Origin of the sequence: Actibacterium lipolyticum (assembly GCF_900184935.1) — a bacterium.
Taxonomy (GTDB): Bacteria; Pseudomonadota; Alphaproteobacteria; order Rhodobacterales; family Rhodobacteraceae; genus Actibacterium_A; species Actibacterium_A lipolyticum.
On sequence record NZ_FXYE01000003.1, the window covers coordinates 1 to 17,803 of the forward strand.

A 17,803-nucleotide genomic window follows, 5' to 3' on the forward strand; every position below is an offset into this window, starting at 1 on the left:
CGCGTTCGATGAAGCCGAGCGCATCCCCTGCCCTGCCCGCGGCCAGCAGGCGCATCGCGATTTTGGCAGCGACCTGCGGCACCTTGCGCGTCCTCACATCGTATTGGGCGATGAACGCATCCACATCACCCATCGCATCGGCGATGTCCTTCAGCGCCATCTCCACCATGCTTTGCCGGGAGCGTTCTTCCATTTGGTGCGCATAGGTCGCACCGCCGCTGCCATACCCTACGGCCTCCCATTGCCCTTTCGGTGGGACGGGAACTGGCGTCGCGGCAATTGCCTCGATCTGCCGCTTCAGATGGGCCAGCCCCTCTTCCCCAAGCGCGGGTGTCAGGATTGCGATCAAACCGTCATACTGGCCGTAGCCATTGTCACGAAGGGCTTCGACCACCGCATCGGCCAGCAACTCAGGCTGCGCCCCGGCAGCAAGTGCTATCTCGCCCAGCAAAGCGCAGCCGTCGTGAAACACGCCGATGACGATTCCACTGCTGTCATCGCAGCGCTCGAACAGCGGTGTTGCCACCTGCATGAAGCGCCAGGCCAGTGCGAGTGCTTCGGCCGGATCGGCCGGGGCGATCTGCTCCTTGATCGCTCGGAGTTGGCTTTGCAGATCGGTGACAAGTGGCTTGCGTTTTTGCCAATTCACAAAGCTGCGGGCCCGCGCGATGCTGGTCAGCCGCTTGGCCACCGCCCGCCCCGCTTCCTTAGGGCTTTGCGCTCCTGCAAGTTCCAACCTCAGCCGCCGTTTGGCCACGGCAGAGCCGGTACTGATCTCAATCAACAAATCGGCCAGGCGAGCAGCGCCGAGCGTCTCAAGGTTTTTTGCGTTCAGTGTCGTTTTCGATACCATTGGAAACCCATATTGTCTTGGCGGACTTTAGCAGCGGTCAACGATAAGCGAAACGCCGACATTGATTAGGTGCCAAGACCAGCCTCAGGCCAAAAAAACCAGACCTGAGTTTCTCGTACAGCTACGCAGGTTTCACCTGCATTGCTCAATTCGAATCTGTTCGCAATGTTCTATACGTCCTGGTTCAGTCGCCGGCCTTTCCATCGAGTGGGCGCGGCCCTTAGCGCTTGCTTCAAAGGATATTATTGAGGAGATCTTTGGATTAAGTTGCTCCGGGATTATGACCTTCTGTCCAGATATGACGTATGGCCATGCCATCTCTGTTACACAGATGGAGATGTAAATGAGCCACGAACAACACCTTGCCCTAGATTTGATCGCCCGACTTGCCAGTCGTTTTGGTCCAACAAGCCGAATTGCCAAAGAACTGCCCGGCTGGCTGGAGTATCTGACCGAAGTTGAATGCCCAGAGCGCCCCCGCACCCGACCTAGTGCGATTTGGTGGGAGAAAATTCGGGAACTCGTCCGCAACCTGATTCCAGGCGCTGGTGGCGGCGAGGGCGAGATCGTGCAAGGCAATGCCGCTCTTCTTGGTGATCATTTTGGATTATCCCCGGTCGAGACATCCATGCTGACCTTTGTTGCTCTATACAAGATCTTCGACACGTTTGAGCATGTCGTCGACGGAGCCTTGGAGACGAAGGAGGTCACAGTACCGCTTCTTTTGTCGTGGTTCTGCCTAGCGCCTGAGCCTGAGATCCGGGCTGCTATGCGCGCTTCCAGTCGGCTGGTAAGCTCGGGGTTGGTGCAGCGCAACAGCGGCGGGCGCTATCATCGTATGCCGTTTGACCTATCTGATCGTCTCACCTTCGCGCTTTTGGCCGAGGCGGGAAACATTAACAATCTGATCGCGTTGATGTTTCCTTGTGCGGGCGCTCCCGAGGCTGAATGGCAGGATTTCGAAGGACTGGGACGAGATGCAGACCTGATGCACAACTTGGTGTCCAAAGCTCTGGCTAACAGCACGCCGGGCGTGAACATCCTGCTCTATGGTCCGCCGGGCACCGGAAAAACTGAGTTTGCAAAGGTGCTGGCACTTAAGGTTGGGGCCGTACTGCGTGCGGTGGGAGAAACTGACGATGAAGGTGGGGAGCCGTCGCGCCATGAACGCCTGGCCGAGCTGAGCATAGCGTCCCGCATGCTAGGGCAAAGATCGGACACCGTACTCCTCTTTGACGAAATGGAGGATCTGTTCGGGGCGAGGGGGTCTTTTCTTAGCCGGGAGATGTCGAAAGTCCATTTCAACCGGATATTGGAAAGCAACCCCATTCCGGTAATCTGGACCACGAACTCGGTCGATGCCTGCGATCCTGCCTTCCTGCGCCGGATGAGCTATTCGGCTATGATGCGATTGCCATCAGGAAGGGTTCGATCACGGATATGGCAACGCCTAGAGGTACGACATTCCACCGGCATTCCGGATGCAGTCTTGACCGTACTGGCCGAAAGGCACGATCAGGCTCCGGCGCTGGTGTCAGACGCGATGCGGGTGGCGCAGCTTTGCGCAGGTGACGAGACGGTGGTGTCGCAGGTGCTTGATGCGGCCGCCCGGCTCGCGAAGGGCGGCGCGGACAGCGCGCCGAGCCATCACTCGGAAGTGCCATGGCAGCCCAATCTCGCACAGACTGACACCGATCTGGGTCGGATCGAGGCACGGCTCCTAGATCCAGATGCGCCCCGGCGAATTAGCTTTTGTCTAGACGGCCCGGCCGGCACCGGGAAAAGCGCTTGGGCACGGCATCTAGCCCGCGTGATCGGAATGCCGGTGATCGAGAAGCGCGCCTCGGATCTCATCTCGAAATGGATCGGCGAAAGCGAACAGAACATCGCCCGTGCTTTTGCCGAGGCGCGCACCAACGCTGCTATGCTAATCTTTGATGAAGCCGACAGCCTGCTGGCTGACCGGCGCGGTGCCGAACGCATCTGGGAAGTATCTCAGGTCAATGAAATGCTGACCTGGATGGAAAGCCACCCGCTGCCCTTTGTGTGCACCACGAACTTCGTAGAGAAGCTCGACCCTGCCACACAGCGCCGGTTCACCTTTCGCATCCGTTTCGACTTCCTATCAACTGATCAACTCCCACTGGCTTGGGTCTCGCACTTCTCCCATTCGCCGCCAACCGGACTGTCGGCGCTCGATCGGCTAACATCAGGAGATTTCGCCAATGTAGCTCGCAGGATGCAGGCGCTCGGGAACGCTGATCCGCACGAAATCCTACGCGAGCTAGCACGCGAAGCTGCTGCAAAGGTAGGAGCGGCACGTCCGATCGGTTTTGGCCGTTGACGACCCGGAGGGTCGCCGCGAAGGTGGCAGTTCTTTTCCCGGAGGATTCATGCGTTACGCTCGTCAGGAAGATCTGCAGAAACTAGCGCTCCTGATGCAGGGATCGGCCGAGGGAGTATGCCTTGCCGATATCGAAAGAGAGTTCGACGTGTCTCGACGCACAGCAGAGCGCATGCGAGACGCTGTGCGCAATGCATACCCTCAGATTGAGGAGCTTTCCGGCGAAAGCGGACGCAAATACTGGCGTTTCCCGCCGGGGTCATTGGGTCGAATGGTGGAGCCAACGCTGGATGAGCTGACCGCCGGGCACCGGGCCGCCGCGATTGCTCGCCGCGAGGGGGATGAGGTTACGGCTGATGTGCTTGAGCGTCTGTTGGTCAAGGTGCAGGCCATGTTCCGTGAGGATCGCCGCCGCACAATAGCCGCCGACCTTGAGGCACAATTGATGGCTGACGGCGTCGCCTTTAGGCCCGGACCGCGCGAGAAGATTGCTCCTGACATCCTTTTCGCGCTCCGCGAGGCGATCCTTGCAGGGGTGATGATCTCTTCTGACCACCGTGCCCGCGGCACCACAAAGCTTTCGCGCAATACCCGGCTTGGCCCGATTGCGATGCTATTCGGACAAGGGCGCCAATATTTGCTGGCCTGGAGCGAATATCAGGACGATCTGCGCCTGTTTGCTCTCGCTGGTTTTGAGCGAGTTTCGTTGGAAACCGATGTCTATCAGCGCCCCGAGGGGTTCGATCTACAGGATTGGCTGTCGGAGAGCTTCGGCATCTGGCGCGAGCAACCCCGTGACGTCGAATGGCGGTTCCTTCCAGAAGTGGCGGATGAGGCGGCGGGATATATGTTTCATCCGAAACAGCAGATGGAGCGTTTGGAAGATGGTTCTCTGATGGTGCGTTTCCGTGCGGGCGGACAGCAGGAAATGGAATGGTATCTCGCGAGATGGGGAGACAAGGTCCGGGTGCGTTACTTGACCAACTCGCGAAATTTCGATCCCGATACGACCGAAAATGACGTAAGCGGAGAGTAGTGTTGGCTGGAATCGACAGAAAAGGAACACCGCTTGCTTCGAAACAGCACAACCCACCCACTTCGCATCGATAGTCTGCCGATCAGCAACGGTCTGCTCGGCCTCACACTTTGCCCTGGCAAGAAGGGCGACAGCGTCTTTGGCGGTGCTTGGGACCGCGATCTGGACGTCGATCTCGATGTGATCAAAGCTTGGGGGGCGAAAGCCGTTCTGAGCCTGATTGAAGACCATGAGTTCGGCTTGCTTTCGGTGTCGGGGCTTGGCGATGCCGCAAAATCGCGAGGCATAGACTGGTATCACTTCCCGATCCGCGATCTGGACGCACCGACGCCAGAGGCCATGCAGATGTGGCGCAATCTGTCGCCACATCTCCACCAAACTTTGGAGAACGGCGACCGTTTGCTGATCCATTGCCGAGGCGGCCTTGGCCGTGCCGGCACGGTTGCAGCCCTTCTGCTCGTCGAACGGGGGCATTCAGCGAGCGAATCTATGAAGATTGTGCGCGACGCGCGGCCGGGGGCGATAGAGACCCCGGTGCAAGAACGTTTGGTGGCAGCCCATGGCCGACATGACGGATTGCAGCCTATCCAGCTCCACGCCAGTCTTCTCGGTGGCGCCATTGGGGATAGCCTCGGCGCTGAGATCGAGTTTCTGTCTCTCGCGAAAATCTGCCGTCGCTACCCCGGTGGCATCAAAGACCTGCCTCCGCATATGGGACTGCGCGGCGCCATTACCGACGACACTCAAATGACGTTGTTTACGGCCGAGGGCATCATCCGCGCGCTCATCCGCAGTGAGTTGAAAGGCATCTGCCATCCGCCATCTGTGATTCATCATGCGCTTTTGCGCTGGTACAAAACCCAAGGCGGCAAACCGATAGTTCAAACAGATGATGTGGGCCTGATCGAAGATCCACGACTTTGGGTTTGCCGCGCGCCGGGCAATACCTGCCTATCCTCGCTGGGGGCGAGCGCGCATTTTGGCGACGTGGCGCGAAACAACAGCAAGGGATGTGGCACCATCATGCGCGTTGCACCGATCGCGTTGATGTTCCCACGCGATCAGGTGCGCAGGATGGCGATTGAGACATCAGCGCTGACGCATGGCCACGTGACAGGTCAGCTTGCGGCGGCTGCATGGGCAGAAATGCTTGCTGATGTTGCCGCAGGCGCGCGCCTTGAGGAGACTGCAACCCGCACAGGAGAGATTTATGCGCGACTGGATGGGGGCAATGAGACTGCGCAGGCCATTCAAGCCGCACTTGCCGCGCCGCGTGACGGTGCCGGTGAAACTGTCGAGTCCCTTGGTGGTGGCTGGACGGCAGAAGAGGCCCTGTCCATAGCCCTCTATGCCTGCCTAACTGGCAATTCCTTTGAAGAGGCTCTTGCGATTGCGGTCACACATGGTGGGGATAGTGATTCAACGGGTGCGATTGCGGGCAACATGCTGGGCTTGCTCGATCCCGCGGCCGTGTTTCGACACAGATGGGCTGAGACCGTTGAAGGTTCGGATCTCGTCACTCGGCTGGTTCGTGATTTCCGTCGCCTTTCTTCCGACATCGATGCCGCAGAAGAACTCTTCCAATACTACCCGGGCGGATAGAAACAGCTATTGCTGCAATTGCTGAATTATAAACCGCAAAAGCCATATAGATCATTGATTTAGACTGGCTGCTCAATACACTGCGCTAATAGCATTATTTACAGGCAAACCATGTTTTACCCTTTTCTCGTCGCGGATCCCCGTTCTGGTTTGCAGTATCGCCTGACTGATACCAGCCTCGCAGAGCTTTCGCTTGCGCCCATAGCGTCGGAATGGTCGCCCGGGCGCGCGATTATCGACGACCCGGATCCCGTCTGGAAAGACAGCGTTGCGAACGCACCGGTCGAGACGATCTCGGCAGTCAGTATGGCGTTGGAGGATCTGGTGCTTGCCACCAACGATCTCCGTGTGCCCGTGGTAGATCCTTTGCAAGACAGCCGCGCACGGCGGCATCTGGATGCACTGATCGGGCTATGGCGCAGGCTGGGCGATGGGTTGCCCGAGGGGCTTGCCCCGGTGCGTCATGTTCTGGAGCTTCCGCATGGGAAGTTCCTTGATTCACTGCCCGTGGTTGAGGGATCGCTCGACTTGGCTGCACCTGCCGCGATGCGGGCTTTGTATGCTCGCCTGGAACAAGAGTTTGGCACAGTCCCCGCGCCCGCCAAAGGTCTTGCCGCGCCGGTTGGAAGCAGAGTTCACGCTTTACAGAGCGGCATTGCTGCGCCCAACATTACAGTCGGAAAAGCTGACGATAGCCTTGCCTTCTTTGGCTTGCGTGATCCGGCGGCCTGTGCTGATTTCGCGGCGGCGCGGGCCCGCGCACTAATTGAGGCCGGAGTCCCCGCTCGCGAGATCGCGGTCATGGCCAACAATAATCCAAGCCAAATCGCCCGTGCCTTTGTCGAGCAGGGCGTGCCACTGTCCGGCCTTCCCGGCAGCCTGCCAGAGCGCGACATCATTGGCGAGACAGCCCTTCATCTGGCACTGGCCAAGCGCACACCGACCCCGGCAATGGTGCTTGCAAGTCTTGCGTTATCACCTCTGATGCCTTGGTCATCGCAATCCGGGCGTGATCTGGCCGAAAGCCTGATCGGCGGCGATTTCCGGGGCGATATACTGTCACCTACCCCTGCGCATAAGGAATTGTGGAAAGACATCCGTTCTTCGGCGGGCAGCTTGGCGCAGCTGCGTTTCTTGCTCGACCGTATCTGTGAAAGGATCAAACGAGGTCAGGACGTGCGCGCGCGCCTGCCCATTTCGCCCGGTGACGGTAGCCCGGATTGGGAGGCAATCCTGCGGGGCATCCACATTGCACCGCCTTTGGGCGCTGATCCAGATCGCAATCTGGAGGGCGTCAGCCTGTGGTCCGCGCAGGACAGTCCGTGGCGCCCCTGCCGACATCTGATCGTGACGGATTTCACCGACGGCCTTTACCCGACGCGGGGGCGCGGCAATCCGATGTTTCTCGAAAGCGAGATCGCCGCAATCCGCCGATCTGTTGGATTGCAGCTGCGAGGCCGGGCCGAAGTGCTGGCTTATGGGCTCTCGTTATTTGATCAACAGCTTCAGGCGGTCTCTGAGACGGCGACATTCCTGACCCCTTGGCGGGATTTGTCCGGTGTGCGCCTGCAACCCTCGGCAGGGCTTTCGCTGGTTGCGCGCGCCATCGAGGGTGTCGAAGATGCTGCCAATTTAATCCTAGACCTGTCGCTCTTGCCACCAGCAGATTGGCCCATCACGCACCATCACCTGCCACCGGTGCCAGAACCGCCCGATCTGCCAGAGGCCCTAGCTTTCCCGGGGGTCGACTTGTTGGCCCTGCGCCAAAAAGATGACGGAACGATGAAACCTCAATCACCCTCGCGACTGGAGACGCTTCTGGTTAGCCCGCTGGCCTGGCTTCTGGCCGAAGTGGAGGCCAGTGACATGTCCTGGTCGGCAGAGGAACTGGATGTCATGGCCAAAGGAAACATCGCCCATGATGTGTTCGAGCACATATTCCTCAAGGACCAGCCCATTCCCGACCCCGCGGCCCTGACCGCCGCAGTGGCCGACGCCTATGATCTCGCATTGACCCGCCATGCCGGGTTTCTGCGCAGCGCGTCATGGGAAATGGAACGCAGCGGGCTGGAACGCGAAATCCTTCAGGCGGCCCTTCGCTGGCGCGAGTATCTGTTGGCGCTCGGCGCAAAAATCATTGGCAACGAGATCTGGCTGGCTGGCGAGGCGCATGGCATCAACCTTCACGGAAAGGCGGATGCGATCCTTGAACTACCAGACGGCGCACTGCTGGTCGTTGACCACAAGAAGAGTGGCACATCAGCCCGGCGCAAGCGGATGGAAGCGGGTTGGGATCTGCAGGCGGGGCTCTATCGCGACATGATCGCGCGTCCTATTCGGCGCGAAGGCGACGGGATGGAGCCGTTGATCGGCCGTGACGTCGGGATCGCCTATCACCTGATGAATGACGGTGGTTTTCTGACCTCAGGTCTGCCCGTAGCCGAGGGTTCACCCGCCCGCGACATGGGCGATGCCATCAACCTGGCTGCGATTGCAAAGCTGGCCGAGCGGTTGGCCGAGCTTGGTGCGGGGAGGGTCGTGCTCAACACCTCGCTCGACGAGAGGTTCTTCAAGAAAGAGGCGGGGTTTACGCCCTATGCGCTGACCGATGGCTCGGCCCTCGTAACTTCATTCATTCGCCAGATTGAGGAGGAATGATCATGGGCGAATTCGATTCAGACCGGGGACTGGTGATTGTGCCGGCAGGCGCGGGCGCGGGAAAAACCCATCGTATCAAGACGCAGCTTTCCGACTGGGTCAAACGCAAGGTCGTGCGCCCCGAGCGCATCCTTGCCGTGACTTTCACCGAAGCCGCCGCAGGCGAATTGCGCGAACGCATACGGGCGGGCCTTCTGGCGGACGGGCTGGTAGCTGAGGCCATGGCGGTCGAGCGTGCCTATGTCTCGACTATTCATGGGCTGGGCCTGCGGCTTCTGACGGAACATGCGCTGGCGGCGGGTGCGTCACTGCAACCGCGCCATCTTGGCGATGCCGAGCGCGATCTGCTGATCCGACAGGCACTGGCGCATGCCAGATCGCTGGACCCGATCAAGGCCGAGCCCGAGCGCTTCGGCTATCAGGCCAACTGGCAAAAGGGCGAAACGGTCGAGGACTCATTGCGCGGACGGGTGCTGTCGATGATCGACCTCTTGCGCGGGTTGGGTGACAAGGGCCGCGATCCCAGGCTTATTGCACCGGCGTTGACGCGCCTCGATACCATCTATGGCGAGGTGCTGACAGATCCCGCCGCTGCCCGTGACGCGCTGGTGTTTGCGGTTCGGGCCATGCTTGCGAGTTTTCCCGAGGGCGGCATGGCTACTGTGACGGCCAAAGGTCCGCGCGAGACACTGGAAAAGAACCTCGCGCTCCTTCGTCGCGTTGAACGGGAACCGGAGCTGCTGGATCGGGACTGGGGCCTCTGGCAATCCCTACGAAGCCTCTTCATCTCAAACAGCCGCACTAAGACACCGGATGGTTATGACGCGCTTGCCGAGGCAATCATGCAGGCCGCCGATGTGCTGCCAACCCATCCCGGCCCGCTGGCGGATGCAAAGCTGCATCTGTCGTGCCTGATCGCCTGTGCGCAGGAGGTGATGGAAGCCTATGAGGCGCGCAAGAAGGCACTTGGCTTGATCGATTTCGCCGACATGATCGCAGGGGCGGAACGTCTGCTGCGCACCGATCCGGCGGTGCGACAAGCTGTGCTCGACGAAATTGACTGCGTCATCATCGATGAATTTCAGGATACGAACCCGGTACAGTTTGCGCTGCTCTGGCAGCTCGGCGCGAAAGCACCGCGCACCCTGCTCGTGGGCGATGTGAAGCAGTCGATCATGGGCTTTCAGGGAGCTGATTCGCGTCTGTCGCAGGCCCTTGCGGCGGCCAATCCAAAAGCGACGCAGCCCCTTGACCGCAATTGGCGCTCGACGCCAGCAGTCATGGAATTCATCAATGCCATCGGAGCGGGGCTGTTCGGCGCAGGCTACAACCCGCTGGCCCCAACCCGCGATCCGGTGGCCGGTCCGGCATTGGAGATACTGAATGTCGTGAAGGGGCGCGGGGTCAAGAAATCCTCGAAACCTCAGGAACACATTGCCGAGCGCATCGCCGGTATCCTGAAGACAGGCGAATTGATCATCGATAGGCACACGAAGGCCGCCAGGAGCGCCCGTCCCTCGGACGTAGCGCTTCTTGTCTGCCGCCACGCCACCGCCGCACGCTACGCGGAGGAACTGCGCGCACGTGGTGTCCCTGTCCGCATCGCTGAAGATGGCTGGGCGGCAAGCCTTGTTGTGCAGGCGGCCCGTGCTGCGCTGAGCTATGCCGCGAATCCCTCCGATATTCATTCTGGGCTTTTGCTGCGCACGCTCGGCCCGGATCCACTCAGCCTACAAACTGCAATGGCAGCGCAGATCGACGGGCTGCTGGCGGATGATCCGGTTCTCATGCGCTTGGCAGCCCTGTCTGATCGGCTCGCTCGCCTGTCGGTGTCGACCGCGCTGGACGTGATCCTCGACGCCGCCAGTCTCCGCCTTTGGGCCGCGCGTCAGCCCGACGCTGCGGCGGCGCGCGCAGACCTTCTGCGGCTTGAAGCCGAGGCGAGTGAATTCGAAGCCGCGCACCGCGACCTCAAAGCTGCCTCCGGTTTCCATGGCGAAACTGCCAAGGTCTTTCTCGGCTGGCTCGATGCACGCGCGGCTGATCGTGATTTTGATCGCCGTCCCGATCCCTCGGGCAACAGTGCAGAAGCGGTGGAAATCGTCACATGGCACGCCTCCAAGGGTCGAGAGTGGCCGATCACCGTGGTCGCCGAATTCGACCATGGCATTGAGGAATGGCCGGGCAGCACAGCGTCTCGGTTCGACGCATTGGACAAAATTGACGACATGGAAGCCGTGCTGGCATCAGCCGCGCTGATCCATTTGCCAGGATTTGCAGCCCCCGAAGCTGAGCGGCGGTTCATTGAGGATCGTCGCGCGGATTTCGAGGCCAATGCGAAGAACCTGCTGTACGTCGCCCTGACCCGGGCGCGCGACCGGCTGGTGCTGGAATGGCCGAGCTTCATCAAGGAGCGCGACGAGGACTCGCCCGAAGCCAAATGCCTGTTCCATGTGTTTACAGATGCCTGCGCGCCGCAGGTCAGTAGTGGGAAATTGCGCATCGGCGCGGTTGCTTGCCCATCCGTGATCACGCAGATGCCCGAACACGCAGGTTTCACCGAGTATTTGGCAGGGGCGATCACGGATACGCCACGGCTCGGCCGCGCCACCCCCTTGCCTGCCGTGACATTGACGCCCTGGCGGTTGCAACCATCACAAGCCACAACGGCCCAGCCCGCACCAGAAACCCAGGGTATCACTTTGGGCACACCATGGCCCCGCACGGTCAGCGATGCGGCCCGAGGCACGGCGCTACACCTCGCCTTGCGCACGTGCCTGACCCGGCCTGATCTGATCACAGCCTTGCCAACGGCAACCGGACTGGACGATGCAACCCTCAACTTGGTGGCAGAGCGGGCAGCGGCGCTGAAGACTTGGCTTTCGGCCGACGGCTACACCGATCTGCTCTGTGAAATTCCTCTGCTAGGACACACTACAGAAGGTGCTGAAATTCCCGGCATGATCGACTTGCTGGCAGTTGGGCCGAAGGGATGCCTGTTGATCGACCACAAAACCGGCGGTGCGGGTGAGGGTTTTGGCCTCTACTGGCCGCAGCTTTCAAGCTATGCAGATCTGGTGGCAAGACTGTTCCCGCAGCATCCGCTGCAAGGTTTAGCTGTGTTCTGGATAGACCATGGGCGGCTGGAACTGGCGCAGCTACCCGCCACCGAACCGAAAGTTATTACTGAATGACAATACATTGGGGCATGCTGGCACCTGAAAACGTCAAGCCGTCGCGCAGAAGACTGACACTGGGGCTTGGCAGGGCAGTCATGCTCTACAACGAAGCTGCGGTTCCCGGCCTGGGCGGGATTTGGTTCATACGCCAGGCGGCGCTTGCGCTTCTAGGCATTCGGGTTGCGGAGGAGTCTCCTTATGCAGGAAGCAAGATAGAGGTGGCCAACGCCATAGAGGCTCTGGCCTGCTGGATCGGCTATCAGGAAAGGGACTGGAGCCGTGGAGACTGGAGACTTCGGGGACCACGAAAGCTCAAGTCGCTGCAGGACCGGGGGATGGAGCAGACCTTTCGCCGTCTGAAGTCGCCGTCGTCCTATGTAACTCAACCCATGCGCATGAGTTGTGTCGAAGCGCTCCCCGGGCTTGGACTCGTTGATGCGAGCGGATCCAGATTCAACAGCTTTTCAGTCAACATTCGCGGACAGCAACTCATCGATGCCGTCTTTGGCGAAAGAGGCCAAGGGCGGCTGCACCTTCCCGATTACCTCCGCGACTGGGTGCTCGATAAGCCGGTAAACTTTACTTCCTCTCTTCGCCGAAAACTCAATCCAACGACCGATGCGGGAGATGATGCCCGCATTGCAATGCGTGAGGCACTAGCGTTCCCCGGAGCAGGCGCCGAGCGTCGTCGGAACGCTCTAGTCTGGATGCGGAGAATCGATAGAGGGGACGATTTTGGCACGACCCCGGACACCGACTGGGGAAATCAACCCGCCGAGATCGACGACAACCACTGGAAGGATCTGCGAGCAGGAGCAGCGCTTCTTCAAACCCGCGACGCCGCTATCGGTGTGCTGGCAAATATCGAACAGGAACTTGTCGCCCATTCACGTCTTGACCTGACCCGAGCGCTTCCTGAAGGCGTGTCAGCCTCATTGGAAGCGTGGCGCAAGGAAGCGCAGCGCTTTCTGGCACTTGATGGTCACGGGCCGATTGACGCAGCTGCAGCGGCACGCGAGTTTTGCACCGAAGCACTTCAATCCGACGTTCATGCGATCACGATGCTCGTGAACCGCGAGAACCACATGTTGCGGGTGACGGGCAGCGTTGTCGTTCCGACTGCTGCGTGGCGGACAGACGCCGCTCTTCGTGTAGACGATGCTACGCACGAGGGGTCCGATATCGAAACAGACCCCGAGGGCAGAGAGGACGATTCGCCCATGCGCGCCGAGCGTGACGTCCTGCCCCCTTCGATCTCTCCGCGCATAATTTACCTGCGACGCCTGTCACTAGACCTTGAGGGACGGCTCGGCACGTTCATCGAAGCGCAGGGGCAGAACTGATGGCCGCTCCACATCTGCCCCTTTCCCTCGTGGAGCATGCTGCACCCCCGACGGACATGACCGGCCATGCAGGATGGATTTGCGGATTTTCTGCCGACGCAGATTTCATGGAGGCGTTCGTCGAGCGTTTCACCGGCCATGGTCGATCGGCACGCGCTGAACTTGGCCGCACGTTCATCGGGCTCTGCCTTGACCGTTCGCAGGCACAGATCCCTCCTGGCGAAGTGCCAGGCGTCTTGCATCTGCCCGCCCGCAACGACGCACCGCCCTATCGCCTCATGCATGCGAAGGTGGCGCTGTTGGCATTTCGCAACCCGACCGATGAAAGCAAATGGGCTCTGCGCTTGCTCGTTACCACGGGCAACTGGACCCGGCAGACCACCGAAGACAGCATCGACCTCGTCTGGCGGCTCGATCTGGCGGCGGAAGATGTTCTTGCGCGGGAGTCGGACGACGCGCTTAAACAACACTGGACTGACATGGCCGCGGCGCGCGATTTCTGGCGTTGGTTGCGGCGGCAATACCAGTGCCGACTTTTTGAAGGGGACGCCGAGGCGGGAAAGGCCCAGGAAATTCAAGGTGCGGCATTTGCAGAATTGGAGCGCTGGACGAACCGGCTAAAACCCCGGCCAAATGCTACGCCACGCTTCATCGATACGAGGCAGCAAGCACTAGTCGCCCAACTGGCGAGTCGCGTCAAAACCCATGCCGGGTCGCAGCGCCGCAACAACCTCGTTCTTGGGTCTGGATTCTGGGAAGGCGGGCAGACGGCGGGCTTGCCACTTGTTCCCAGCACGGTCGCCAAGGCGCTGATAGATGCCTCTCTCCTGACACGATCCGCGAAGATCACGCTTGTTGTTGAGAGCGACAAATGCGCAGCACTGGCCGAGGAGCTTGTTTTCAATAGCATGCGCGAGGCGAAATGGTCGCTCCTACGTCCGCTGAAGGCTGATGGCGACATGAGGCGCATGCACGCCAAATTCCTGTTCTCGGCAAACCGGCAAGCAGATGGTAAAGGCTGTGCCTCCGCCTGGGTCTATCTGGGTTCGGGCAATCTTACGCCTGCCGGTTTTCTCGCTGCGCCAAGCCGTGGCGGGAACCTAGAGGCCGGGGTCATAATGGCGGCAGACGGTTTGAGCTGGGAACCCGCCGCGACCAAGTCCCGCCTGACTCCTGTCGGGCACGTTCTACCAGTCGACTGGGACGCTCACATCACCGACCTTTCAGCCCTAACCGCAGGAGACGGCCCACCCGTCCGAGACACGCGCTTTATCGCCCCGCCTGTCTCCCATCTTGTCTGGAAGCCTGGCGAGACGGCCAATTTCCTTGCAGTGCCTCAAGGCGAGGATGCCACGGGAATAGTGATACTGGGACCGAGCAATCAAGCGCTTACATCGAACGGGTCCGGACATTTCCTGTGGGATGGCGAGCAGCCGGCGCATGTAGGCGTGCGTCGCCTCGATCAGAACGACGGTGCATCGACCGTCCTGGTTCCCGTATTGGACCACTACGGACGGCTTGCTGCGCGGCCACTGGAGCCGATAGATCTGGAGCAGGCCATCGAGCTTCTAGACAGCTTTCCTGCAGTGCCAGGTGGAGGGGACACCGGAGACGACGAGGATCCGCCTGCACCGCCAGACACCAGAAATTCGTCGGGCGCGGCTGGGCGAGCGGCACCGGACGCGCGCTATGCCATTCGGCGAACCATGAAACTGATCGAGGCCATTGCCGAACGCCAGACGATGGTTCCCAAGGCTGATTGGACGATTTGGACACAACGGCTGCAATGTGTGCTGACGCAATTAGGCAACCTGCCCGAACGTGGGAAGCTTGGCCCGAGGCGACACGACGTCAAAGCGCCGACGAGAGGCGCATTGGTCGAGGCCCTGCTTCCGCTAAAGATCAACCCGCTTTCCTGCCTACGGGAACCGCCGTTCCTGCCGGACTACGTCAAGCGGGGCAGCACTGAGTTCTTGGCCCTTAACGAAGCCTTGAGTGCCGCTGAGGCCAACTGGGACGTGAGCGAATTCGATGGGCTGGAAAGTAGGGTCTCTGATGTCGGCTAAGATGGGCAAGTTCGCGGGATGGGGATCTGTTGCCGCCAACATCAGCGGGCCACAGGCATCGCCATTGTTTCCACAAGGCTATCTCGATGCAGGTCAGATCGAAGCGTTGAAAGCCTTGGCGGCATCCTTGAGAAAACACGGAGCCGTGCTCGCCGATGAGGTAGGAATGGGCAAGACGCGGATCGCCGTTGCTCTGGCCCTCGCAGTCAAGCGTAGCGGCGGCAGGGTTGCCTTGGTTGTTCCGCCGGTCGTCGCCCCCCAATGGCGCGACGAGATCACCAAGGCAGGCGAAAGTTCAAAAGATATTTTGCGCAGCTTCGACGGCTTGATGCGTGAATATGAAACCGATGGCGCGGCAAGAATGGATGATGCCCTCGTGATCCTTTCCCACCGTTTTGGCGATCTGCGTGCGCAAACGTCCGGGATAAGGTGGCGTGCCGATCTCCTGAAGCTGATCGTTCGAAAGCTAGACAGGAAGATCAGAAACGGGTGCAAGCTCGCACATTGGCGAATGCCAGGCGTCGAACTGGCGGCAAAAGAAATTTTGAAGCGGGCAGAGAGATGCCGACTTACGGAGACTTCAGTTGAAGCGATCGTCCAGGAATTCCGAGACATCGATAACCGTTCTGAGCTCGATGATTTTCAGTCTTACCGCTTTGAGAACCATTCGACCGAGCTCAAGTTGCTCGAGCGCACTCTCGGGCTTGCTCTTGGCCAGTTCGACCTTGTCATCATCGATGAGGCCCATAAGTCTCGTCGTGAATGGGGAAAGCTATCGGCGCTGCTCGATAGCGTCCTTTTTCCGCGTGGCAAAACATGCCGCCGTCTGGGCCTAACTGCGACCCCGGTCGAACTTGATGTGTTGCAGTGGAAAAGCACGCTAAAGCGCGTTTCCATGTCGGACAGCAAATGGATGTCGATCGAACCTGCCGTTTTAGAGTTTCGCGAAGCTGCCGAAGCGGTGCGCAGGCGGTGGCGTACAGACGAAGCAGCGCATCATCGTTACAAGGCCGCCGCGACAAATTTTCAAAAGGGTCTCGAGGCTTGGGTAGTACGCCGGGACAAGCGGCGTGATGAAACCATCATGCTGTTCGACAAGCATGCGCCCAACGGAATGAGCTACCGGCGCGAGCACCCGATCGAAGTTCATGCCGGCAATTTGTCGCCAGGTTGGCGCCGGATCGTCTTTGCCGCCGAGGCACTGTCAGTCATCGGCCAGGCGGCGGCCGATACAACGGCGGCCCGTGCACGGCTAACGATCAGCAACGGACATGGAGTGGCAGGAATCATCGACAAACTGGCGAAGCGGCGGGCCGGAGACAGTCGCCTCGAAGATGAGGAAGCTGATCGCCAGCAGATAGCAGAAGATGGTGCCGACGAAGGTGTCGAAGCAAGTGCAGAGCTCACGGCCGAGCAGTATGGCGTACGCAAGCGAAAACAACGCGCAGATTGGTGGAAAAACGCGCTGACTGCATCATTCGCTGATGGCACTGAAAGCCTTTATGAGCATCCGGTTCTGTCGGCGGTCGTTGATGAAATTGAAAATTACACACGCAGCGGGGAGAAGGTTCTTGTGTTCGGCCGCTTCACGCGGCCCATGCGCGTGCTGACCGATCTTCTCAATGCTCGGGCCATGTTGCGGGCAGTGCGGGACGGAACGCCATGGCCACAGGAAAAGACGTCAGACGACGATCAAGGGGTACTGCGCGCAGCGGCCAATCAACTTGAACTCGAATACGACCGCAAGCGCGTCGATGACATCCTAACCGCTTCCTACAAAGCCTTTGAAACGCAACGTCAGACGCTGCGCAACCACATCCTGGCCCTGATTGAGAGCGGGGCGACCGGCCAGACAACACTGCTGCAGGCCTTTGCGAGTGACAAGAATGCGTCTGATATCGTCACGCCACTGGCTCGGGCAGCCGAGCCCTTTCTACGGGAGGAGGCTTCGGGAGCCAAAATCTCACGCGAAGCGGTAGTGGAAGCGCTCACTCAGGTAACCAATGCCCTCCGCGAACGCGCCGAAGGAAGTGCGCAAGACGACGAACTAGACGGCATATCTGCGAAGGCATTGTGGGCAAAGCTTCGTCAGGGTCTGATAGACGAGTACGGTGCGCCTCGAGCCTCATTCGCCCGGATGCTTTACGGGCAGACAGCCCCTCCCACGCGACGTCTGGTCCAACTTGCATTCAATCGCTCGGAAAGCGAACCGCATGTGCTCATCGCCCAATCCATGGTCGGACGCGAAGGGCTTAATCTGCACGAAAGCTGCCGGATCGTCATTCTACTCCATCTCGAATGGAACCCGGGCGTCGTAGAGCAGCAGATCGGCCGCGTCGATCGCAAGAACAGCTATTGGTCGCGGCTTCTGCAGGAGGCAGTAGATGCCGGTAGCCAGGATTTGCCGCGAATCGAAATTCGGCCCGTAATTTTTCGGGGTACGTATGACGAGCATCATTGGTTAGTGCTGTCACGACGCTGGGACGAACAACGGTCGCAGCTTCACGGACTTATTGCGTCCGGAGAAGATCGTGAAAATCTTAGCGAAGAGGAGAGTAGGCTTCTACAATCGCTCGAAGAAAAAAGCCCTGACTTCTGGCCAAAGCCACCGCCGCAGAGCTAAGCTCACGGCCACCGCTTATCACCGCCGAGACGAAGATGCATCTGGCGGGAAGTCCTTCAGGGAGTGCACCTCTGCCGTCAACAAGATCGGTGAAGTCTG

Annotated in this window: 9 protein-coding genes; 8 read left to right on the plus strand and 1 reads right to left on the minus strand. The window is 59.8% G+C overall.

Annotated elements, in window-relative coordinates; genetic code table 11:
• Positions 1–853: DUF6880 family protein (locus COL8621_RS17140; protein WP_370804700.1), on the minus strand; the 853-nt coding region annotated here is incomplete at its 3' end.
• 343 nt (positions 854–1,196) lie between these two features.
• On the opposite strand from COL8621_RS17140, the gene COL8621_RS17145 reads away from it, so the two are divergent.
• The 8 genes from COL8621_RS17145 (at position 1,197) to COL8621_RS17180 (ending at position 17,704) form a co-directional block, all read left to right on the plus strand.
• Entirely contained in the window at positions 1,197–3,197 is a 2,001-nt protein-coding gene (locus tag COL8621_RS17145; RefSeq protein WP_093968659.1) for an AAA family ATPase, read from the plus strand.
• 49 nt (positions 3,198–3,246) lie between these two features.
• Positions 3,247–4,233, plus strand: a complete 987-nt coding sequence (locus COL8621_RS17150) for a helix-turn-helix transcriptional regulator (RefSeq protein ID WP_093968660.1) — start codon at positions 3,247–3,249, stop codon at positions 4,231–4,233.
• Between the two features lie 33 nt (positions 4,234–4,266).
• The gene (locus COL8621_RS17155; RefSeq protein ID WP_093968661.1) at positions 4,267–5,835 is read left to right on the plus strand and encodes an ADP-ribosylglycohydrolase family protein; all 1,569 of its coding nucleotides are present in this window, start codon (positions 4,267–4,269) and stop codon (positions 5,833–5,835) included.
• Between the two features lie 111 nt (positions 5,836–5,946).
• Entirely contained in the window at positions 5,947–8,493 is a 2,547-nt protein-coding gene (locus COL8621_RS17160; protein WP_093968662.1) for a PD-(D/E)XK nuclease family protein, read from the plus strand.
• Positions 8,494–8,495: 2 nt separating this feature from the next.
• Positions 8,496–11,687: a UvrD-helicase domain-containing protein gene (locus COL8621_RS17165; protein ID WP_093968741.1), complete on the plus strand. Its 3,192-nt coding sequence runs from the start codon at positions 8,496–8,498 to the stop codon at positions 11,685–11,687.
• Positions 11,684–13,015, plus strand: coding sequence for a hypothetical protein (locus COL8621_RS17170; RefSeq protein ID WP_141137910.1), 1,332 nt, complete (start codon positions 11,684–11,686; stop codon positions 13,013–13,015). Before COL8621_RS17165 ends, COL8621_RS17170 begins: the two co-directional genes overlap by 4 nt.
• Positions 13,015–15,081 carry a phospholipase D-like domain-containing protein gene (locus COL8621_RS17175; protein ID WP_141137911.1) on the plus strand — a complete coding sequence of 689 codons (2,067 nt, stop codon included), beginning with the start codon at positions 13,015–13,017 and terminating at the stop codon, positions 15,079–15,081. Before COL8621_RS17170 ends, COL8621_RS17175 begins: the two co-directional genes overlap by 1 nt.
• Positions 15,047–17,704, plus strand: coding sequence for a DEAD/DEAH box helicase family protein (locus COL8621_RS17180; RefSeq protein WP_093968665.1), 2,658 nt, complete (start codon positions 15,047–15,049; stop codon positions 17,702–17,704). The genes COL8621_RS17175 and COL8621_RS17180 overlap by 35 nt, the downstream gene beginning before the upstream one ends.
• Positions 17,705–17,803 lie beyond the last annotated feature (99 nt).